General features: G+C 59.1%; 17 protein-coding genes and 1 riboswitch. Of the genes, 5 read left to right on the top strand and 12 right to left on the bottom strand.

Annotation, left to right across the window (positions count from 1 at the left end):
- Window positions 1-113 precede the first annotated feature (113 nt).
- The 3 genes from HGP12_RS16025 to HGP12_RS16015 all read right to left on the bottom strand — a co-directional run bounded on the left by HGP12_RS16025 (window position 114) and on the right by HGP12_RS16015 (window position 3,117).
- Window positions 114-827 (bottom strand): CBS domain-containing protein, encoded by a 714-nt coding sequence (locus HGP12_RS16025; protein ID WP_168879225.1) that lies wholly within the window; start codon window positions 825-827, stop codon window positions 114-116.
- A 220-nt stretch (window positions 828-1,047) separates the two neighbouring features.
- Window positions 1,048-2,361, bottom strand: coding sequence for a divalent metal cation transporter (locus HGP12_RS16020; protein WP_312862905.1), 1,314 nt, complete (start codon window positions 2,359-2,361; stop codon window positions 1,048-1,050).
- Window positions 2,362-2,805: 444 nt separating this feature from the next.
- A complete protein-coding gene (locus HGP12_RS16015) occupies window positions 2,806-3,117 on the bottom strand; it encodes a hypothetical protein (protein WP_168879224.1) in 312 nt (103 codons plus the stop codon).
- A 359-nt stretch (window positions 3,118-3,476) separates the two neighbouring features.
- Between HGP12_RS16015 and HGP12_RS34480 the strand changes: the two genes are divergently transcribed.
- The 3 genes from HGP12_RS34480 to HGP12_RS16005 are packed head-to-tail and all read left to right on the top strand — an operon-like array spanning window position 3,477 to window position 4,801.
- Window positions 3,477-3,599 carry a hypothetical protein gene (locus HGP12_RS34480; RefSeq protein WP_281408513.1) on the top strand — a complete coding sequence of 41 codons (123 nt, stop codon included), beginning with the start codon at window positions 3,477-3,479 and terminating at the stop codon, window positions 3,597-3,599.
- A gap of 5 nt (window positions 3,600-3,604) precedes the next feature.
- A complete protein-coding gene (locus HGP12_RS16010; RefSeq protein WP_168879223.1) occupies window positions 3,605-4,000 on the top strand; it encodes a cytochrome c in 396 nt (131 codons plus the stop codon).
- Between the two features lie 33 nt (window positions 4,001-4,033).
- Window positions 4,034-4,801, top strand: coding sequence for a cytochrome b/b6 domain-containing protein (locus HGP12_RS16005; protein WP_168879222.1), 768 nt, complete (start codon window positions 4,034-4,036; stop codon window positions 4,799-4,801).
- Window positions 4,802-4,806: 5 nt separating this feature from the next.
- Here the strand turns inward: HGP12_RS16005 and HGP12_RS16000 are convergent, their stop codons facing one another.
- Window positions 4,807-6,138 (bottom strand): sensor histidine kinase, encoded by a 1,332-nt coding sequence (locus tag HGP12_RS16000; RefSeq protein WP_168879221.1) that lies wholly within the window; start codon window positions 6,136-6,138, stop codon window positions 4,807-4,809.
- On the bottom strand, window positions 6,131-6,814 hold the full coding sequence (locus tag HGP12_RS15995) for a response regulator transcription factor (RefSeq protein WP_168879220.1): 684 nt from the start codon (window positions 6,812-6,814) through the stop codon (window positions 6,131-6,133). Before HGP12_RS15995 ends, HGP12_RS16000 begins: the two co-directional genes overlap by 8 nt.
- Window positions 6,815-7,694: 880 nt before the next feature.
- On the opposite strand from HGP12_RS15995, the gene HGP12_RS15990 reads away from it, so the two are divergent.
- Together HGP12_RS15990 and HGP12_RS15985 are read left to right on the top strand one after the other, a co-directional pair.
- Window positions 7,695-9,533, top strand: coding sequence for a bifunctional diguanylate cyclase/phosphodiesterase (locus HGP12_RS15990; RefSeq protein ID WP_168879219.1), 1,839 nt, complete (start codon window positions 7,695-7,697; stop codon window positions 9,531-9,533).
- Between the two features lie 53 nt (window positions 9,534-9,586).
- Window positions 9,587-10,549, top strand: a complete 963-nt coding sequence (locus tag HGP12_RS15985; protein WP_168879218.1) for an HD-GYP domain-containing protein — start codon at window positions 9,587-9,589, stop codon at window positions 10,547-10,549.
- Window positions 10,550-10,991: 442 nt separating this feature from the next.
- On the opposite strand, the gene atzF is transcribed toward HGP12_RS15985, so the two are convergent.
- The 7 genes from atzF to HGP12_RS15950 are packed head-to-tail and all read right to left on the bottom strand — an operon-like array spanning window position 10,992 to window position 20,597.
- The gene (gene atzF, locus HGP12_RS15980) at window positions 10,992-12,803 is read right to left on the bottom strand and encodes an allophanate hydrolase (protein WP_168879217.1); all 1,812 of its coding nucleotides are present in this window, start codon (window positions 12,801-12,803) and stop codon (window positions 10,992-10,994) included.
- Window positions 12,803-16,339, bottom strand: a complete 3,537-nt coding sequence (gene uca / locus HGP12_RS15975) for an urea carboxylase (RefSeq protein ID WP_168879216.1) — start codon at window positions 16,337-16,339, stop codon at window positions 12,803-12,805. Before uca ends, atzF begins: the two co-directional genes overlap by 1 nt.
- Before the next feature lies 1 nt (window position 16,340).
- Window positions 16,341-16,991, bottom strand: a complete 651-nt coding sequence (locus HGP12_RS15970; protein WP_168879215.1) for an urea amidolyase associated protein UAAP2 — start codon at window positions 16,989-16,991, stop codon at window positions 16,341-16,343.
- A gap of 15 nt (window positions 16,992-17,006) precedes the next feature.
- Window positions 17,007-17,825: an urea amidolyase associated protein UAAP1 gene (locus HGP12_RS15965; protein ID WP_168879214.1), complete on the bottom strand. Its 819-nt coding sequence runs from the start codon at window positions 17,823-17,825 to the stop codon at window positions 17,007-17,009.
- Window positions 17,822-18,649: an ABC transporter ATP-binding protein gene (locus tag HGP12_RS15960; RefSeq protein WP_168879213.1), complete on the bottom strand. Its 828-nt coding sequence runs from the start codon at window positions 18,647-18,649 to the stop codon at window positions 17,822-17,824. Before HGP12_RS15960 ends, HGP12_RS15965 begins: the two co-directional genes overlap by 4 nt.
- A complete protein-coding gene (locus tag HGP12_RS15955) occupies window positions 18,646-19,464 on the bottom strand; it encodes an ABC transporter permease (protein ID WP_168879212.1) in 819 nt (272 codons plus the stop codon). Before HGP12_RS15955 ends, HGP12_RS15960 begins: the two co-directional genes overlap by 4 nt.
- A 59-nt stretch (window positions 19,465-19,523) precedes the next feature.
- Window positions 19,524-20,597, bottom strand: a complete 1,074-nt coding sequence (locus HGP12_RS15950; RefSeq protein WP_168879211.1) for a putative urea ABC transporter substrate-binding protein — start codon at window positions 20,595-20,597, stop codon at window positions 19,524-19,526.
- A gap of 75 nt (window positions 20,598-20,672) precedes the next feature.
- A riboswitch (guanidine-I (ykkC/yxkD leader) is annotated at window positions 20,673-20,788 on the bottom strand.
- Between the last annotated feature and the right edge of the window lie 172 nt (window positions 20,789-20,960).

Genomic DNA, 20,960 nt, shown 5'->3' with positions numbered 1-20,960 from the left:
TCTTGGGAGTTCTACACGTACCCAAGTGCCTGAGCACGGACCAAAACGGTCAAGACGGGGCATTGAGCCCATCGGCCGCCGCCCCGTCTCGCCGTCCTCCCTCGCGCCGCTATTCAGGCTTGTTCACTGGACGCCGGCACTGCAACGCCGAGATAAGGATCGATCCATGTGATGTGATCGGTAACAGACTTGACGCCCGGCACGTTCTCCGCAGCGACCGTGGCAGCCAACCGCTCCCGTTCGTCGAAGACCGTGCCGGATAATTCGACAACGCTGTTCACAACGTTGACATTTATGTAGCCATTCCGGCTCCAGCTCTGACGCGACAGTTCCGCGATGATCGCCTCGGCGATCTGATCGTCGCTGGCCTGTACCTTCTCCTTTGGTAGCATATTGGCCAATGCCCGCAACAAGTCCGATCGGCAGACCATTCCGATCACTTTGCCTTGGACGACGACGGGCAATCGCTTGATCCCATGCTTCTCCATCAAATCGACGGCAATGGTGAGCGTAGCATCGGGGGCAACGGTGACGACTTCTGACGTCATCACTTCGCCAACGCTACGGCCATGCGAAAGAACATACTCATCAGCAAGCTTGCCGGGACTGGTCAGAAACTCGAGCACCCGGGATCGTTTGCGCTCGGTCCGCAATTCCCCGCGGCGAAGGAAATCGCCTTCACTAACAATGCCGACAAGATTTCCGCCGACGTCGACGACCGGAAGACCGCTGACGTGACGGTCGAGCATAAGTGTGGCCGCATCCAAAACAGATGTCTTGGGGCTTACGGTAAAAGCTGGTGCGTTCATGATTTCTTGGATGAGCACGGTCGTCTCCCGGCGATAATTTGGCTTGTGGTTACCGACAAGGGTGGTTACATGCCAAGAAGGCTAAAGCGCGGAGGATAACCGTGCTTTGATCGACATCAAATGAGCATGCCTGGTTGAGGTTATCGGCAAGCTTTGTTTGCATGACAATGGGCCGCCGGCTTGAAAGCAGCGCGGAAACTTCAAGTGACCACAGCGCGAAAATTGCGGGAAGGCGCTGCTATGAGACGAACATCATCATGGCTGCAACCGCCATCAACGCGACCGTCGCCCAGCCAATGCATGCCGCCAATTTCCCTATCGTGTATGAACCCATGACTTTCGGGTTTGCCGCCAATAACAGGATGATGGAAATCAGGGGAACTGCCAGAAGCCCATTTATGACAGCGCTCCAGAACAGTGCGCTCATTGGATTGATCGGCGAATACTGAATGACCAGAGCCAGCAGCACGCTGATGGCGATCACTCCGTAAAAGCCTCTGGCGTCGTTGGGTGTGCGTTCTAGCCCGAATTTCCATCCCATCGCCTCCGCAAGGGCATAGCCGGCGGAACCTGCCAGAACAGGCACGCCGATGAGACCGACGCCTAGAATTCCGAGTGCAAAGATAAGAGCGGCGAACGGACCAGCCAACGGCTGTAGCGCGCTCGCCGCTTGCGCGGCGGTGTCGATCTGCGTGATGCCGGCGACATTCAGTGTCACGGCGGTTGCCAGAATGATGAAAAAAGCCGTGAGGTTGGAGTAGAGCATGCCACTCCAGGTATCCCAGCCAATCCGTCGAAGCTCTTTGGGGGCTGACTGAGTGTCTTTGGACAACGCCGTCGCATTGGGTTGGGCGTTCATGTCTTCCACTTCCTCTGATGCCTGCCAGAAGAAAAGATAGGGACTGATCGTCGTGCCGAACACGCCGACGACGACGGCAAAGTAGGTTGATGTCGGGGTGATGATCGGCCTGACCGTCCGTAAGGCGACCTGTTGCCAATCGATATGGACAGTGAAGAGGACCGCCGCATAGGCCAGGAGCGAAATTGTTAGCCACTTCAGGAACGCGACATAGCGGTGATATGGGATGAAGACTTGGAGTGCGAGCGTCCCGAAGACGAAGAACATTGTCATCAGGTGCCTGTTGAAGCCCGTAACCAGTTCTGCGACCTCGCCCATGGCTGCAACGTCGGCGGCAATATTCAGAATATTGGCGATCAGGAGAGAGAATACCACGGCATAGAGGACGAACGGTGGGAAAGCGGTCTTTATATTCGCCGCCAAACCTTGTCCCGTCACACGCCCGATCCTTGCACACGTTGCCTGTACCACTGCCATCATTGGAAATGACACCGGCATGGTCCACAACATGTTCAGGCCGAACTGCGCCCCCGCCTGCGAGTAGGTGGCAATACCGCTCGGATCATCATCGGCAACGCCGGTGATGAGGCCGGGGCCCACACTGGCCAGCGGGTGCTCTCGCAGGCGAGCAAGACGATCCGATAATCGCGATCGCCGCGAGGTTTGGCCAATAGGGGCGAGGTCCTGTGTCACTGGCCACTATCTCGGGTTGTGGCAGGGCCGACGTTCGAAGATCGGAGCATTGCCCGATCGAGATATCCCCTGATACTTCCAATGCTATTCATAGTTGTTCGAACCACCTCTCGCTCGATAATGGAATGAAGGATACTTTGCATTGCATCTGCCTGTATTTGACGGGACGTCGACCTTGTCGGTGCCAACCGCCAGCTCTGCCGCCAGCGGGTTACCGAACACTGGAAGGCCACTCACATTCTTGGCACGTAAGAGCGCGCTTCGTTTCGAACGCTCATTGACAGACTGGACGTTACGACATCGCTTGTCGTGATGTCATTGGGGTTCTACGGCTGCTCTCAATTGGCCGAAAGTATCCCCCGTGACGTTGGCTTCGACTGAAGCCAAAGCTCAACCGAATTACCCACGTGGAGTCCGAAGGACATTGGATCTTCCAAGACGACATCATGCATGGTTTCGAATTGCTTCCAGGTCAATCGCTTGTTCTTGCGCACAGGCCAGCAATTCTTCTGCGTATTTCTCGGCGGAATCGGTATCGGTTCCACATAGCCTAGCGTCATGGCATTTTCGATCAATCGCGTGGCGCATCGCTTTCAAGAGATCGGCTCTGTCACCGACGTCGTGAAGACGTATCAAGCGGGTAAGTGCGGTGAGCGCGATGAGTTCGAGAATCATCATCCGGCCTTCTACTTCCCCCATCGAGGGAATGGCTTTTGAGGGTGCGCCACCGAGGTTATCGCGTTTAGCTCTGAGCATTGACTCTCTCCTTCATGGATTTGGTTCCACGAAGCACTCTGGCGGCAATCGCAATAGCAGCATTGATCCGAATCAACGATGAAGAGGATTCTATCCCGCGAGACAAATAGAGCGTTTCATTGACGTGAGACGCCGCCCTGATTGTGCGCAAGACGGGCGGCAAGCTCAGTATTCCTGCCGAATACGGGATCGTCGAGCCTGCCCCGCGGAGGCCGCCCCATTCACTTCCATTGCACGGATTACGGACTTTCAGTCTTCCTATAGTTCGGCCTCAGATCTTCCGAACAATACGATCGCGACTGACAAACCTGTCAGTTGCCTGTCATAGGACGATGAAAGCGGAGCGCAGAAAGGGTGTGATGGTGGATTTTGCCGCAATTGCCCCCTTAGGTATCAGGGCACTTGAGAGCTTCAGTGTCGTCACTGCCGTCAATGACCCGATACCTGCCTTTAAAAACCCTTTGGAAATCAACGAAAATTGAACATCATGACAGTTTCGCGAAAATCATCCTCCAAGCTTAATCGCTATATCGGCACCGGTCTCGTTCTCGCCATCCTGGCGGGGCCGGCCGTCGCTGCTTCGTTCAAGAGCATCATGCGCAGCATGGGTGACAATACGACCTCGGCTAAGGCCGTGCTTGCCAACTTCGACAGCAAGGCAGCCGAGCAGATCCTGCAGCGCTACGCGGCGGATGCCGAGGCTGCCGACGCCTTATTCGCTAACCAGAGTGGCCCCAGGGAAAAGGATCTCCATGCCCGGTTTAAGAAGATGGCCACAATTGCCAACAGTGCGAGCCAACAGGCACAGGATAGGGCTTCGTTCCGCAAGGCCTTCGTAGCAGTGGCAGCCGAATGCAAGTCCTGCCACACGACCTACAAATAGCCGCCGCAAATCTTCCCGAACAGGAAACTCCCCATGAGCGAACAACGATCCGCCTATGAACCCTATTCCGAGCCATTTGCCGAGGATGGCAGGGAAACTGAATCTGCCAAGAGCGATGTCGTTCGCGCCTGGGACCTTCCCACGCGTCTGTTCAAATGGTCGCTCGTCGCCTTGATCATCACGGCCTGGGTGTCGAGCAGCTTCAACGATCCGAACATGACCGTGCACAAAGCAACCGGTTACGGCGTTCTCGTGCTGGTGGTTTATCGCATCCTTTGGGGCCTTTTCGGAAGTTCAACGGCTCGCTTTTCTGGTTTCGTACGCTCTCCCGCCGCCGCATGGACCTATCTCAAGGCGTTACGGCGCAATAGCGCGGAGCGCTACCTTGGCCACAACCCCGCCGGTGGGCTGATGGTTGTCGGTCTCCTTGTCGCTTGTGGCGTTCAAGTGCTCCTTGGTATGTTCTCCAGCGACGGTGTGACCGCTTCTGGGCCTTTTGCTGAACAGGTGGGTGATACCGTTTCGAATTGGGCCGCGTCGATCCACTCTGCCTGGTTCTATCTCGCGATCCTTACCTTGGTTGGCCTGCATATCGTCGCAAACTTCTACTACCAGTTCGTCAAGCGTGAAAATCTCATCGGCGCCATGATCACTGGTCGCAAACGACGCGAAGCCTATGTTGACTACAAAGAGGCGAGGGGTGGCTCGCTGGCTGTTGCCGCCGTCTGTCTGCTGATTGCGTCTGGCTTGGTCTATGGCGCCGTCACGCTTTTCGGCGGTAGCTTCTTTTCTTCAATCTAAAGTTCTTAGTTGTTAAATATAAGCGTCATGGCTGTAATGTGGCCAGTCTCCACGTCTATCTCTAGCCGTCCCTTATGCAAGGCCATAATCCGGCGGACGATCTCTAGCCCGATACCCAAATGGTCGGCTTTGAGATCATCGAACGGGACTTCCGCTGGTGCGTCAAAAACGCCAGCATTATCCTTGACCGTCAAACGCAAGCCAGGGCCAGCGATAACCTCGATGGCCGCACCTTCCGGGGTATGTTTTACAGAATTTTCGATGAGGTTGCGTAACGCGTCCTCAAGCAGTGGTGCATGACCTTCAATGGAGCCGGCGCCAAGATTGCTGTAGGCGATGGTGTGATTGAGGTCATAAACCAGGGGAGCGATGTCGGTGACTACCCAATCAGCTAGCGTTGCCAGGTCGACCTGTCGGAACGCCGCACGGTCGGCGCTTTCGAGCCGCCCTAGAGCCGTGATCTGACTTACAAAACTCGCCAATGCGTCCAAATCGGCTTCGATTTTTCGGGCGCGCGGATGTTCAATGTTGCCGAGTTCCAGCTTCATCATCGCCAGTGGTGTGCGGATTTCGTGCGCAACAGCTGTGGTGAATAGACGCTGCGACTTCATGAGCGTACCGATGCGCGCAAGGCTGCGATTCACCGCAGCCGCAAGATCGGCAATTTCCCGCGGCATGCCGGTTTGGTTGATCACATGGCCGGGGTCCAGCGGATCGAGATCGCCGGCCTCTCGCGCCGCTTTTGCAACGGGGCGCAGGGCTTGGTGGATTGACAACAATGTGCCGCCGAGAACGAAAAATAGCATGATCGCCATCGGGATGGCGAGATGATCTGCAAACTCACGTCCGATCACCGCCCACATAATGCCGTCGCTGTCGTGCAGGATCGCGATCTCGACAAAAATCTTCTCGCCCAGGATTTCATATGTTTTGCCGCCAGCGACAGCCAGCGGCTTGCCGTCGCTTAGCATACGGGACCACAGGTCCGGCGGATTGACCTCCTGCGGCAGCAGGTGATTGTCGCAGCGCGCGTCGCAGTTCGTATAGAGAATTTGACCGGAAGGTCTGCGGATGCGCGTGATATAGAAGCCGTCCTGGATGCCGTAACGGTAGAGGTCATGCGGCAATTTGTAGGGCGCTTCGTCGTGACGATGTTCGAATCCGTTCGACAGCATTGCGGTTTCACGCTCAATCATCAACGTCGCTAATTGCTCGTTGTCGAAATAATAATCGGCAAAGACGAGTGCGGCCTGTAGCGCCATCGCCAGCGCTGCAAACAGCGCGACGCGCTGCGCGATAATGCGGATCAGCGTTTGCCGGGCAGATTGATCAACCATCTTGCCTCTTCTCCCGCAGCAAATAGCCGATGCCACGAATTGTCTCGATGCTGATGGGCAAATCGAATGGAGCGAGGCGGCGGCGCAAGCGCGAAATCGCCAGCTCCACAGCATTGGTCGAGATGTCGCCGCCAAATTCGGAAAGCTTGCTTTCGATTATTTGCTTGGGAGTGACCCTGCCAGCGTTGCGAAGCAGCAATTCCAGAACGGACCGTTCGCGCGGCGCGACCGAGAGCGGTTCATCGCCTACTGTCACGATGCCGCTCGCGGGATCGAAAGACAGGCCGCCAATAATAATGGATTCGATGTACTGCGGCGCTCTGCGGCGCAGAAGGGCGCGGCAGCGTGCGAGCAGTTCGATGTGATTGAACGGTTTGACGAGGTAGTCATCGGCACCACCATCGAGGGCAGCCACGCGATCCTCGATCGAACTTCGCGCGGTGACGACAAGGATGGGCGGGATAAAGCCGCTGCGGCGCAGGTCCCGAATGAGATCCAAACCGTCGCCATCAGGTAAGCCGAGGTCTATCAGAGCCAGGTCATAGCTGACCGCTCGTATTGCCAAATGTGCGGCGTCTACCGTCGCCACGCTATCCAGGCGCCAACCAGCCTGATGGACGCTTTCGGCCAGCAGGTCGCGCAGGCGCGGGCTATCCTCTACCAGTAACAAGCGCATCCGCACCTCGATTCGCAACCCCAGTGGTTACGCACCGCAACGACTCGTTTTCAGTGGTGCTCGCCGCTGCTCTACCGTTCAATCGAGGCCAACAAACCATACAATTTGAAAGGAATTTTGCAAGAACATCTAAATCTGGATCGGAGCTATGCGCTTGGGCGACATTTCAAGTAGCGAAGAATGCTTCATTCGATCAAAAGGCAAGAAGGTTGATGTGTTTGACTTCAACGTGGCGGATGGAGAAGAGCCCTTTGGTGCACTTTCATACTTTGATATGACACGGTGCACCCTGTCTGAATGTCTTTGACCTAAATCTTGGAATTTGGAGGGTGATTGGTTCACCGATGCCGTTGAGTCATAGCCGCCTGGATAGCTCCAACGAAGGGTCACCAATGGTGAACATGATACTGCATCCCTTGCGGAATGGGGGCTGCGCACGCCATGGCTGCGATTCTGGCTCCGGTGAATATTTTGGCGGAGCCAGACGGAGCCTCAAACGTCGGCGCTACTGGGCCGCTAGATTGCCCGCGTCCATTGGGGGCGGCCCGGACGCGTACGGTTTCATTGACAGGCGCTGGATCGGAGTAGCCACGGCGGGTTTCGGCATCGGCGCATTTGCATTGATGGCCTTACGCAGACGCCCGTTAGTTCAAGCGGGCAATTGGTCACCGGTTCTGGCGTGAGCGGCGCTCAAGCGCCTGCACCGAAACGATCGGCACCGGAGCAAAGCTGCCAATCCGCAACAGGCTTCAAAGAGGTCATTCCTGCTCGGCCAAGGCGACTGCCGGCCGGGTGCGCAACTCTCAAACTTTAATCATTCAGGTAACCCGATCTGAAAGCCCGCGTGATAGATAAGGCCTCGTTTTCGAGATGCGGAACGATGATCCTTGAGTTGCAAAATGCCATTCTTGAAATGATTGCCAAAGGGGAACCGCTGGCGAGCACGATGTCGGAGCTTTGCCTGAAAGTTGAAGCAGCCATCCCGGGTGTTGTAGCCTCAGTTCTGGCATACGATGGACGCTGCATGCATACTCTTGCAGCCCCATCACTCCCCGAAACATATTCGGCTGCAATCGAAAACCTGAAGGCAGGCCCATCGGCCGGTTCCTGTGGCACGGCTGCCTACCGTGCAGAGCCGGTCATCGTCACGGACATCGAAACAGACCCGCGCTGGCGGGACTACCGGTCACTCGCTATGCCGATCGGCATCCGGGCCTGCTGGTCCAGCCCGATCAAGAGTGGCGAACGCGTCGTCGGCACATTTGCGTTTTATTATCGGGAGTCCCGAGGGCCGAGCGAGCTGGAACAAAAAGTCGTCGACGCTTGCGTTCATCTTTGCTCGATCGCCATTGACCGGGAAGAGCGGGTCATCGAGCGCCAGCGCTTGACCTATACGGATGCTTTGACGGGCCTGCCGAACCGCGCGGCATTCGATCTAGTTCTGAACAATCAGCTAGATCCGTCCGATCGTTCCTGGGGGATCTTGCTGGCGGACATCGATAATCTGAAACTGGTGAATGACACGTTCGGTCATGCTGCTGGCGACGCGCTGATACGCGTCGTGGCTAATCGTATCGCAGCCGCGGTCGATGAAAAGTTTACCTTCAGGCTCGGTGGCGACGAATTCGCCATGATCGTGTTTGCAGAGCGGGATCTAAATCTTGAAAAAACAGCGACTGAAATCCAGAAGGCGCTGGCACTACCCGCCAACTGTGATGGACATGTCGTCTTTCCGGCCGCGACCATCGGCGGGGCGTCGCCAGAAGACAGCTTAAAGCCCGATCAGATCCGTCGAAACGCGGACGTTGCGCTTTATCACGCAAAGGAAAATTATCGCGGCCGGTATGTCGGGTTTCACGCCGGTCTCGGCACTGCGTTGACGAGACGGTTTAGAGCGGTTCGAGATGTCGGTCTCGCCCTTTCCGAGGATCGTATCGACCCGCACTACCAGCCCATCGTGCGCATCGATACACGGGAGATTGTCGGTTTTGAAGCGCTGTGCCGGATGACAACGCCTTCGGGCGAAGTCGTAGCCGCGGCGCATTTTCATGAAGCCACAAAGGACGTTCGCGTGGCGTCCGAAATGACACAGCGGATGATCACACGAGTGGCTCGAGACATTCGAGACTGGCTCGATGCTGGACTTCCTCTGCAACATGTCGGCATCAACCTTTCGGCTGCCGACTTTCGCGGTGGGGGTCTAAAGGGAAAAATTTGCCGGGCTTTCGGGCAGGCAGGAGTTCCCCTTAGCCACGTTATCCTCGAGGTGACGGAGTCGGTCTATCTCGGACAGCGGGATCACGTTGTCGCGACCGAGATCAAGGCCCTGCGGGCAGAAGGTTTGAAGGTGGCGCTGGATGATTTCGGAACCGGATTTGCCTCCCTCACTCATTTGCTGACGATGCCCGTGGATATCATCAAAATCGATAAGTCCTTTGTCGATCGGATGGAACCTGGAGATGCGGGCATGTTCATCGTCGAGGGACTTATCAGCATTGCCAGCAATCTTGGAATTCGAGTGATCGCAGAAGGAATAGAATCCGAAACCCAGGCAGAACAGCTTGAAAAGCTCGGCTGCAAGCTCGGACAAGGATATCTTTTCTCAAGAGCGGTCGACCGCGTGCAGGCCGCAGCGCTTCTCGGCGAGCGCGGTCAACGGCTTCAGTGGGATTCCCACCAAGGGCCAAGTAAGAGATCCACGTTCCAGGCGACGGCCTAGAGCGCGCCATTCCATAATTCGATATTTCGCCGGTGCATGTTCAGAGGTCGAGAATGCGTAGACGGATCCAGGTGAACCAATTGCGAGTTGGAATGTTCGTGGAGGACATCGAGCTCGGCGGCCATGGTAATGTGACGCGCTCCGAACCATTTCTGATAATGTCAAACAACGACGTCAGGCGGATCATGGCGAGCCACGTAAAGACGGTCGTCATCAATGTCGCCAAAGGCAGGTCTCTCGACCGAACAGCTTCGCCGCCATGCAACAATGCGGCGAGCTATGAGGCGAAACTCCTCACAGTGTACACGGCGCAGGAGATCGAGCGAGCGAGACAATCGATTGAGGATGTCGAACCACACCTCAAGCGGGTGCTCGACGATGCCCGCGTAAAGGCTTGCTTTGCTGACGATGCGGCTCGCGTGGCAGTCGAGCGGATCATGTCCGGAACGCTCACAAACCTGAGTGCGTTGATCGCAGTCGCCCGGTTGAAGGAGAAGGACGAAGTCACCTTTCTCCACTCTCTCGCAGTCAGCGCTTTGATGATTGCTTTCGCACGTGGCCTTGGCCACGCAGAAGACGACGTACGCTTGCTTGGTCTCGGTGGGCTCGTGCACGATCTGGGAAAGATGGCGCTTTCCGAAGAAATCCTCACCAAAACTGGCAAATTGACTGCCAGCGAGATGGAACTTGTTCGCGGGCATCCGAAGCTTGGCTACGAGATGATATCAAGAGCAGGCACCGCACCGATGGAGGTACTCGATATCTGCCGCTATCATCATGAACGGTACGACGGAAGCGGTTATCCGGACAGGCTTTACGGCAAGAAGATACCATACGTCGCGCGTCTTGCAGCCATCTGCGACGTCTACGAGGCGCTGACGACGATCCGGCCCTACAAACGCGCTTTCACTCGAGCCGAAGCGATCAACATGATGATGAATTCGCCGGGACACTTCGACGTCAAACTATTGTCAGCTTTCGTTTCGAAGATCGTCATTAGCGGGACAATCCATTAGCCGTGGCCTTTAGCGCTGCGGCTAATCGGAATCGTAGATCTGCCCAGGTGCTAGCGAATTAAGCGGGCTGCTTTTTTGTGCCGGCCTCGTTCGGCCGTCGCCCGACATCGAAGGTTCGAAATTGTAATCGGATTCTACGCCGGCCGTGCCACGACTGAAAGCGGGATGCGCATGGTTGCCTCTTCGAGTTTTGCGGGCACCGCTCATAAAAATATTCTCCTGCGTCTCGGAGACGGGCACGCTGTGTACACGATCGCGATTATCAGCGGTTCGCCGAGCTCCGATTAGAACGATCGATCACTCCCGCGGGATGCCTGTCCGCGAACGGCGGGAGGATTGCGTTAAACGGCAACCGTCGATCGCATGGGTTCTGGCGATCAGGCCCTGGAGAATGATTTGTATTGTCCGTAGGAGGAGCTTTCTCATCTCGTCTCTCCACTATTCAAGCCGTGGCATCTGTGGCGAAAATGAAATTTCGCCAGCCGCCAAACTCGGTAATGTCTTTGGCTCCTGTTGTGGCGTGGCTCTCGCAGAGAAAACCCGAAACCGCTGTGCCGTCATCGAGGGTCACCTTGCCGATGCCGAGCGGCGCTGGGATTTTCTGGACGAAGCGGCCGAAGGCCTCCGGTGACACTGCCCAGACCTCAACCTCTATGCCGCCGCCTGCAAAGCCGGGTTCGCGCAATAGCCCTGGCTTAGGTGGAATGGTTCCCGGCAGCGCGAAGAGACGGTAGTCGCCGGCCGTCCGGCAGGTTTTCAGCCGATAGCCACCGGAGGAGGTGAGTTCGTGGTTGAGCGGCATGCCGCTCAAATGTGCCCCGACGACGACGATCGGCACTGAACCATCATCTGCCGGCGGCACGCGGCTTGCCTCGGGGATTGTTGCCGCGCGATCCCGACCCATTCCCGCGCTCAAGGTTCGATGCATGGCATCGGCGAAGGGGGCCAGCGCTTCGTCGGTGAAGGCCGGGCCGATCAGAGTGACGCCGGCAGGCAGGTGGCCATTGGCGTCGAAGCCGGCCGGAACGGCGATCGCCGCGCAATCGAGCAGATTGACGAAGTTGGTATAGCGGCCGAAATGGCCGTTCTTGACGATGGGGTCGGCTATCATCTCTTCGACCGTGTAGGTGGTCGGCGAGGTCGGCAGCATCAAGATATCAGCCTTCTCCCATTCCCACCTCGTCTTCTGGCGCAGCGTTTCGAGCTTGTATCTGCCTTCGAAGGCGGCAACGGCGTCGTAGGTTTTCGCGCCTTCGATGATGGTGCGTACCGTCGGGTCGAAATCATCGGCATTGCTGGCGAGAAAATCTTTCACCGCCGCCAGCCGCTCGGCGACCCAGGGTCCGTTATAGAGCAGTTCTGCCGCCTGCCGGAACGGAGCGTAATCGAAGGGAACGATGGTCGCTCCGAGGGTGCGCGCCCGTTCGATCGCAGCGTCATAAAGGGCCTCCACATCTCTGTTGCCGAAGAATTCCCGTTCTGCTCCGTCGAGCACGCCGATCCGCAGGCCGGAGGCGGGCAGGCTTGCGGGGGCGGCCTTGCGCGAGAAGGGGTCGGCGGCGTCATGGCCCTCAATCACCTTGCGGATTGCAACGCCGTCGCCGACCGTCGCAGCGAAAATAGTGACGACATCGACGCTGCGGCAGGCCGGCACCACGCCGACATTCGGCACCAGCCCCGGCGTCGGCTTGATGCCGACAAGATTATTGAAGGCTGCCGGCACGCGACCGGAGCCGGCCGTGTCGGTGCCGAGCGCGAAACTGGCCAGGCCCGAGGCGACGGCAACCGCCGAACCGGAGCTCGAGCCGCCCGATACATAATCCCTGTCGAAGACCGAGCGCGGTGCGCCGTGCGGCGAGCGCGTGCCGTTGAGGCCGGTGGCGAACTGGTCGAGATTGGCCTTGCCGATCACCAGCCCGCCGGCGGCCCTGAGCCGCGCCACCACCGTCGCATCCTCGTCGGGGTAATAGGCGAAGGCCGGGCAGGCGGCCGTGGTCGGAAGACCCGCCACATCGATATTGTCCTTGACCGCGAAGGGAATGCCCCAGAGCGGCAGGCTGTTCGGCTTGGGCGCTTGTGCCGTCAGTGCCTTGGCGGCGGCGCGCAGGTCATCGTCCGGAGTGGGCGTGATGAAGATCGCCGGATCGTCGGAACGCTTGCGGCGGCGGATCACCTCCTCGACGAGATCGAGCGGAGACAATCCGGATGCATAGGCGGCTTTGAGCGAAGCGAGATCGAGAATGGCAGGGAACATCAGATTTCCTCCAGCACGACGAGGACATCGCCGGCTTTCACGTTGCGGCCGGGGCCTGCGCGCAAATCGCGGACACGGCCGGCGGCGTGGGTGGTCACGTTGATTTCCATCTTCATGGATTCGATGATGGCGAGTGTCTCGCCGGCGACGACCGGCTGGCCCTCCTCGACGAGGACCTTCCAGACGTTGCCGGGCACGGCACTTTCGACGCCGAAGCAGCCCGCAGGAATGTCGCTCCCGAGATCAGGACCGCTGCTCTCGTCGATGGAAAAGCTGTCGAGGCCGAGATCTTTCCAACGCTGCCGCTCGGCCTCGAAGGCCGATTGCTGGCGAGCTTTGAAGGCCCCGATCGCCTGCGCATTGGCGGCAAGTTCCCGCTCATAGGCGGCATAGGAGAATTCGCTCTCCTCGATGCGGATCGGATAGCCGCCATGTGGGAAGGCAGCACGCGCTTCGCTCAGTTCCCGATGGCTCACCGGGAAGAAGCGGATCTGGTCGAAGAATTCGAGCAGCCAAGGCTTTTCCTTGGAAAAGACCGGCGTCTGGCGCCAGGTATTCCAGACCTGGATCGTCCGACCGAAGAGCTGGTAGCCGCCAGGGCCTTCCATGCCGTAAATACACATATAGGCGCCGCCGATGCCGACGGCGTTTTCCGGCGTCCATGTCCGGGCAGGATTGTACTTCGTCGTCACCAGCCGATGACGCGGGTCCATCGGTGTGGCAACTGGTGCGCCGAGATAGACATCGCCGAGCCCGAGTGCGAGATAGCTGGCATCAAAGACGATGTCGCGCACCGCCTGTTCGTCGGCCAGCCCGTTGATGCGGCGGATGAACTCGATATTCGACGGGCACCAAGGCGCGTTGGGCCGGACGAGTTCCTGATACTTGCGCATCGCATGCTCGGCATCCGGATCGCTCCAGGAGAGCGGCAGATGCACGATCCGGCTCGGAACTTTCACTGCTTGCGCCGGAGGCAGGGAGGTCTCTATCTCGGTCAGGAGGCCGAGAAGGCGCGTGCGGGTAAGGCCGGTTCCGTCATAGTGGATCTGCAGCGACCGTATGCCGGGCGTAAGGTCGATGAGCCCCGGAAGCTTCGCCTCCTTGATCGCCTGCATCAGAAGATGCACCCGCAGGCGGAGCGCGATGTCGAGCTGCATTGGCCCGTATTCGACCAGCAGATTGTCGTCTCCCTGGCGGCGATAGACCACAGGGACCGGCCCCATCTCGCTATGACCTATGATCGCGGCACCCGCATCGTCGCCGATGCGCTTCACAACCGGCCCGGCGATCGGGTCATCCACGCGCTTTACCGCATGGAAGCGGATTTTGTCGCCCGGTTTGAACTGGCCCATCTTCCACTGCTCGTCGCGCGCGATCACCGCCGGGCAGACGAAACCGCCAAGGCTCGGGCCGTCAGGACCGAGAATGATCGGCATGTCGCCGGTAAAGTCGATCGCGCCGACCGCATAGGCATTGTCGTGCAGGTTGGAGGGATGAAGTCCAGCTTCGCCGCCGTCCGTACGCGCCCATTTCGGTGCGGGACCGATCAGGCGCACGCCAGTGCGGGCGCTGTTGAAATGAACCTCGTATTCGGTTGAAAACAGCGTTTCGATATCTTCCTCCAGGAAGAAATCGGGAGCGCCGTGCGGGCCGTAGAGCACGCCGACTTCCCAGTCGCGCGTGAGTTCGGCCGGTTCATTGGCCAGCTTCGATTCTGGCTGCGAAGTCCGGGCGAGCCGCAGTACATGACCGGCGCGAAGCGTTCCTATCGCATGGCCGCCAAACTGGCCCAAACCGAACGTCGCGCGCGAACCGAGCACTTCCGGGGCCGCAAAGCCGCCGGCAACAGCGAGATAGGCGCGCTGGCCGGCCCCTGCGATTACGCCGATCGCCAGCATCTGGCCCGCCTTGACGAGGACCGCCGTATCATGCGGAGCCGGCATGCCGTCGAGCGTCATCGGCATCTGTGCGCCGGCAAGCGCGACCGTGACATCCGAAAAGAATTTCAGCACCGGCCCGGAGACGGTCAACTCCAGCGCTGCCGCCTCGTCGGTGTTTCCAACCAGGCGGTTGGCATGGCGGAAGGATCGCTCGTCCATCGGTCCGCTTGGCGGCACGCCGACATGCCAGAGACCCAGCCGTCCCGGCAGGTCCTGCAGGCTAGACTGAGCGCCTGGCGAAACCACCTCGACCACATCGGGCACGAAGACGAAATCCTTGAGCGCCGTCGTCGCCACATGGCCGCTCGCCAGAAGATCAGAAGCCGCGATCGCTTTCAGATAATCGAGATTGGTTTCGATACCGGAAATCGCGCTGCCTTCGAGCGCCTTGCCGAGCGCTTCGATCGCACGTCCGCGATCTTCGGCCGTTACGATCACCTTGGCGAGCATGGGATCATAATAGGGGCTGACCTCCGTGCCGGTCTCTATCCAGCCGTCGACACGTATCTTGTCTGGAAAGACAACCTCGGTCAGCAGTCCGGCGCTCGGCCTGAACCCGGCATGTGGCATCTCGGCATAGATGCGCGCCTCGATTGCGGCACCCTCGGGAACGAGATTTTCCTTGCCGGTCAGCACGTCTTCGCCGGCGGCCTGGCGGATCATCCATTCGACGAGATCGATGCCGAAGACCGCTTCCGTGACAGGATGCTCGACCTGCAGGCGGGTGTTGACCTCGAGGAAATAGAACTCCTCGCGTGCCGGGTCGTAGATAAATTCGACCGTTCCCGCCGATCGGTAGCGGGCGGAGATACCGAGCGCGACAGCAGCACCATGCAGGCGGGTCCGAACGGCGTCGGATAACCCGGGCGCCGGCGTCTCCTCGATCACCTTCTGGTTTCGGCGTTGCAGAGAGCAGTCGCGTTCGCCGAGCGCGATCACCCGACCCTTGCCGTCGCCGAAGATCTGCACTTCGACATGGCGGGCCTTCGCGACGAAGCGCTCGATATAGACACGCGCATCGCCGAAGCTTGCGCGAGCGGTACGCTGCACGCTCTCGAAGGCCGCGCTCAGGCTTTCCGCGTCGTCACAAAGCTGCATGCCGATGCCACCGCCGCCTGCCGTCGATTTCAGCATCACCGGGTAGCCGATCTCGATCGCGGCATTCAGCGCATCGGCGCTTGTCTCCAGCAGTCCACTGCCGGGCAGCAGCGGCACGCCGCTTTCGTGGGCGAGCTCGCGGGCCGTATGCTTCAGCCCGAAGGCGGCAATGTTGTCGGGTGTCGGACCGATGAATGCGATGCTTTCCTTTGTCAGCCGTTCTGCAAAACCAATGTTTTCCGAAAGGAAGCCGTAACCCGGATGGACGCCCTCGGCACCGGTGGCCTTGCAGGCGGCGATGACGGCATCGATGTCGAGATAGCTCTCGGCGGCCGGCGCCGGTCCGAGCCTCATCGCTTCGTCCGCCATCAGCACCGCTTTCGAGAACCGGTCGGCATCCGAATAGACGGCGACGGAGGCTATGCCCATGCGCCGCAATGTCTTGATGATCCGGACGGCGATCTCGCCCCGGTTTGCGATCAGTATTTTTTTGAACATCTCAAACCTCACCGTCCCATACGAGTACGCGGATCGGTGTCGGATCGAAGCCGTTGCAGGGATTGTTGATCTGCGGGCAATTGGAGATGACGAGCAGCACGTCCATTTCCGCTTTCAGCTCCACATAATCGCCCGGCGCGGAAATGCCGTCGACGATTGTCATCTTGCCGGTGGGCTCGATCGGCACGTTCATGAAGAAGTTGATGTTCGGAACGACATCGCGCTTGCCCATCCCATGCTTTGCAACCTCCAGAGCGAAATTGTCGCGGCAGGCATGGAGATATTTGGTGCCGTGACCGAAGCGCACCGTGTTGCTTTCGCAGGAGCAGGCGCCGGCCGACGTGTCATGACGGCCGCAGCTGTCGGCGGTCATGGTCAGCATGACCCGGCCTTCATTCGAGATGATCTTCGTATGCGTGGAGATATAGGCGGCACCCTGTTCGCGCATCGTATCCTGGTTGGAATAGCGCTCGGAGAAATCCGTGGCATTGTAGAACAGCGTGTCGATCGCCTGCTGGCCATAGCTATCCTCGATGCGCAACGTCTGGCCTTTCCGTACCACCGTCGAAAACGGAGCTTCTGCGGCAATGAAATGATCCTGCACGACGTTTTCGAGCGTGCGGCCAGATGCTGTCTGGATGAAATCGATCATGGTCTTTGCTCCTCCTCACATCGCCGCCAGCGTGTTGTTTTCAAAACCGCGCATGGCCTCGGCGGTCGCGGTCCGGCAAAGATCGTCGGCAGGTGGCTCCATCGCTGCGATGCGGGTGACGGTCACCGGGTTCGGCTGGTAGGTCGGATTCGGATCGAGCGGATGTGGGCAGTTGGAAAAGCCGACGATCATGTCCATCTCGGCGCGCAGTTCGACATAATCGCCGCTGTGCAGCAGGTCCGGTCTCCACAGGAAGGAACCGTCCTGGTCGACGCGGACGGGGGCGAAGAGCGCCAGCACCGAGGGGATATCCCGTTTGTCGAGCCCAGCCTTGGTAGCGAGCAGGACGAGGTTGTCGCGTGTGTTGCGCTTGCCTTCCCCATATTTTGCCGCGTTCGATGACAAGGTCGAGCCGCCCATGAGCCCGTCATGGGCACCCGAGGAGTCTTCCGTCACCGAAAACATCACCCGGCCCATGTCGGAGAAGATCACCCGGCCTTTGCCGATGGCCGTGGTCCACTGCAGCTTCACCGTATCGGGGAGGTTCAACCGCTCGCTGGTGTCGGCGGCGCTCCAGGCGACGAGGGAGAGCGTCGAGAAGCCGTGATCGAGGCTGACGCGTAACGCTTCATTCTTCCGGACATGGGTCGACCAGTACCAGCCACCAGGGATCACCTCGCGATGCACGACCGTGTCACGCGCGATTTCGGGCGGAGGCAACGGGCTTGCTTCGGGCAAAGCCTTGGGCGCGAATTCCAGGCCTCTCCTTTGATGCTCTTCGTAGCGCGCGCGGTTGGCGGCTATTTCTTCCGGCGAACGTCTGACATGTGTCATGGCTGGATTTCTCCCGACGAAGCCAGGTCGTCCCGGCGATGCCCCAGGGAAAGGACCGGGCCGTCCCGGTCGGGGCTGAAGATCGATGGCGTGCCCGCGATGCGCGGCGGCCAGATGGAAATATCCTTGGCAATCGTCGCGCCGTAGCGTTCCTTCTCTTCCGGCCGGTCTCGGCGGCGCTCGAAGGCGACGACGCGGGTGGCGAGCGTAAAGGCTTCGCGCATGTCATGGGTGACCATGACGACGGTCATCTGCGTTTCATGCCACAGTCGCTTCATCAGCGTGTGGATCTCGGCACGGATGCCGGGGTCGAGCGCGCCGAAGGGCTCATCGAGCAACAGCACCTTGGGCCGCATGATGAGCGCCTGCGCCAGCGCCAGTCGCTGCTGCATGCCGCCGGAAAGCTGGGCCGGATATTTGTCCTCGGCGCCGGCAAGGCCGACGTCGGCTATGAGCTGACGCGCCTCCTCGATCGCATCGCGGCGCGCCGCACCGAAGAGTTTGGCCTTGTAGCGCGAGGCCGAGAGTTCCTTGCCGAGCAGCACGTTGCCGAGGGCGGTCAGATGCGGAAAGACAGAATAGCGCTGGAAGACCACGCCGCGGTCCGCTCCCGGTTCGGAAGGCAGCGCCGCGCCATCGAGAAAGATCGTGCCCCTGGTCGGCTGCTCCTGTCCCAGCAGCATGCGCAGGAAGGTCGACTTGCCGCAGCCGGACGGGCCGACCAAGGCGACGAAGGCGCGAGAGGCGACCGTCAGCGAGACGTCCTCAAGCACGATCTGGTCGCCATATTCCTTCCAGACCTTGTCTATCCTGAGTTCGCTCATGCCTGCTTCTCCAGTTCGGACCAGGGAAAGACGGCGATGCGCAGCCGATCGAGAAGATAGTTCATGAGCACGGCAAGCAGCGTGATCCAGACGACATAGGGAAAGATCACATCCATCGACAGATATCGACGGACGAGAAAGATGCGGTAGCCGAGGCCGGAATCGGACGAGATCGCCTCGGCGGCGATCAGGAACAGCCAGGCTGGGCCGAGCTGCAGCCTAAGACAGGTGATCAATCGCGGCAGGATCTGCGGCAGCACCACGCGAAGCGCAATCTGCCAGGAGGAGCCGCCGAGCGTCTCGGCTTTGACGATCTGCTCGCGCGGCAATTCCAGCGCCTTCAGCGCCAGGTCGCGGATCATCGTCGGCGTGACGCCGATGACGATGAGCGCGATCTTCGACGTCTCGCCAAGGCCCATGACGATGAAAAGGATCGGCAATAACGCGAGCGGAGGCACCATCGAGATAACGGCGACGAAGGGAGAGAGCAGGGCTTTAAGATAAGGCAGCATGCCGATCAGCATGCCGACCAGCAGCGCCGTTATCGTGGAGATGCCGAGGCCGGCAAAAAGCCGGATCAGGCTCGCACAGCTGTCCGACCATAGTAGATATTCTCCCGTGCGCGGGTCGGCGAGAAAGGCCATGCGATTGATGGCATCAGCAAAGGCGGCAAGATTGGGCAGCAACTTGTCGTTGGCGTTCTCGGCAAGCCGCGCCGCCGAACCGGCGCCGTAGGCGACGATCAGCAGCGCAAAAGGCAACAGCGTCAAGGCAAGCTGCGCACCACGGCCCGGCCTTGTATTGATCCAGCGCATGAGAATCTCCACGGATGAAGGAAACGGGCGGCGCTCCGGCGCCGCCTGTGAAGATTCGCTCAGAGCGAAGCGTCGGCGACGGCCTTCATGTAGGTTTCCGTAAAGCGTAGCTTGACGTTCGAGCTGTCGCCGAGAACCTTGCCGTCAGGCATTTCGATGCCGATGACATCGGCAGACGGCGCACCATTGCCGAGCAGGCCCTTCTGGAACAGGAAGCTGCGCACCAGATCCATCGTCTTCGGTAGGTTCGGCGAGGCGGTGAAAGCAACCGCGTCGGCGGGCTTGTCGAAGAGCTTGGTTGCGGCAAGCTGCGCCTCGAATCCTTTCAGGTCCGTGCCCGATGCGGCTCCCATCGCCTCGCGGGCCGCCTTGCCTTCTGGCGTGTCGGCCTTCGTCAGCGCCGCCGTTTCATACCAGATGCCGGCGAGTGCCTTGCCGAAATTCGGATTGTCCTTCAGCACATTGCTGTTGGCGACCATCAGATCGATGATCTCGCCCGGCACTTGCGAGCTGTCGAAAACTTTCTTGGCGGAAGCCTCCTCCAGAATGGTCGAGACCAGCGGATTCCAGGTGACGACAGCGGAGACGTCGGGGGTCTTGTAGGCCGCGACCATGTCGGCGTCGGAGGTATTGACCACCTTCACGTCGCGTTCGGTTAGCTTGATGCTGTCGAGCGCCCGTGCAAGCAAGTAGTGCGATACGGAATATTCAACGAGATTGACGTTCTGGCCCTTGATGTCGGCGAGGCTTGCCTTGTCCTTCAGGATGACGGCGTCATTGCCGTTCGAAAAGTCACCGACGATGACGGCGGTCGTATCGACGCCGCCGGCGGCCGGGATCGAAAGGCCGTCCATGTTGGTGAGCGTTACGGCATCAAAGGCGCCGGCCGTGTACTGGTTCATCGACTCGACGTAATCATTGAACTGCGTGACTTCGATCTTGATGCCGTATTTGTCAGCCCACTTCTTGACGATGCCGTGGTCGCTCGCATAGCCCCAAGGCATCCATCCGACATAGATGGACCAGGCAACCTTGAAATCGGTTTTCGGAGCGGCGCTTGCAGCGGAGCCGAGCCCGAAAGCCAGCGACACCGAAAGTGCCGTTACGGAAAGGATTTTCGAAAAAGTCTGCATAGAAATTCCCCTTTTTGCTTTTTTCAAAAAGGGATCGGCAAAGACCATCGCACCGCCAATCCCTTGGCTTACGAGGTCTCCCGGGCTTTTATCCCGCCGTGCATCCGGTGGGATTTCTCCCCCAGCCGGTGGTAGCTCTCGGACCAGACACGCTTCCAAAAAGGAGCGCCGGAACCCTAGCCACCAACTCTGCAGTTTTCGAAGCAAGAGCCGTGCCAGTTTATAAGCAATTGATTTTGTTGGCGGAAGGTGAAATCTTGTTGATGAAGGAATTTGGCAAGTGAAAAATACGCCCGAAAAATATGCAATTTTGAACGGCAGTTTGGTTTTCCGTTAGGCAATAGTGGCGGTGACAGTCCGGGA

This window comes from Rhizobium sp. P28RR-XV (assembly GCF_012641385.1).
Classification (GTDB): domain Bacteria; phylum Pseudomonadota; class Alphaproteobacteria; order Rhizobiales; family Rhizobiaceae; genus Rhizobium.
Note: the sequence above shows the minus strand (reverse complement) of the source record. Positions and strands in the feature narration are given on the sequence as shown.

Coding starts and splice junctions, on each gene's coding strand:
- HGP12_RS15985 (WP_168879218.1), top strand. CDS start 9,587: ATGCGTAGACGGATCCAGGTGAACCAATTGCGAGTTGGAATGTTCGTG.
- HGP12_RS15970 (WP_168879215.1), bottom strand. CDS start 16,991: ATGATCGATTTCATCCAGACAGCATCTGGCCGCACGCTCGAAAACGTC.
- HGP12_RS15960 (WP_168879213.1), bottom strand. CDS start 18,649: ATGAGCGAACTCAGGATAGACAAGGTCTGGAAGGAATATGGCGACCAG.
- HGP12_RS15955 (WP_168879212.1), bottom strand. CDS start 19,464: ATGCGCTGGATCAATACAAGGCCGGGCCGTGGTGCGCAGCTTGCCTTG.
- HGP12_RS16010 (WP_168879223.1), top strand. CDS start 3,605: ATGACAGTTTCGCGAAAATCATCCTCCAAGCTTAATCGCTATATCGGC.
- HGP12_RS16005 (WP_168879222.1), top strand. CDS start 4,034: ATGAGCGAACAACGATCCGCCTATGAACCCTATTCCGAGCCATTTGCC.
- HGP12_RS34480 (WP_281408513.1), top strand. CDS start 3,477: ATGGTGGATTTTGCCGCAATTGCCCCCTTAGGTATCAGGGCACTTGAG.
- uca (WP_168879216.1), bottom strand. CDS start 16,339: ATGTTCAAAAAAATACTGATCGCAAACCGGGGCGAGATCGCCGTCCGG.
- HGP12_RS15950 (WP_168879211.1), bottom strand. CDS start 20,597: ATGCAGACTTTTTCGAAAATCCTTTCCGTAACGGCACTTTCGGTGTCG.
- atzF (WP_168879217.1), bottom strand. CDS start 12,803: ATGTTCCCTGCCATTCTCGATCTCGCTTCGCTCAAAGCCGCCTATGCA.
- HGP12_RS15995 (WP_168879220.1), bottom strand. CDS start 6,814: ATGCGCTTGTTACTGGTAGAGGATAGCCCGCGCCTGCGCGACCTGCTG.
- HGP12_RS16015 (WP_168879224.1), bottom strand. CDS start 3,117: ATGCTCAGAGCTAAACGCGATAACCTCGGTGGCGCACCCTCAAAAGCC.
- HGP12_RS15965 (WP_168879214.1), bottom strand. CDS start 17,825: ATGACACATGTCAGACGTTCGCCGGAAGAAATAGCCGCCAACCGCGCG.
- HGP12_RS16000 (WP_168879221.1), bottom strand. CDS start 6,138: ATGGTTGATCAATCTGCCCGGCAAACGCTGATCCGCATTATCGCGCAG.
- HGP12_RS15990 (WP_168879219.1), top strand. CDS start 7,695: ATGATCCTTGAGTTGCAAAATGCCATTCTTGAAATGATTGCCAAAGGG.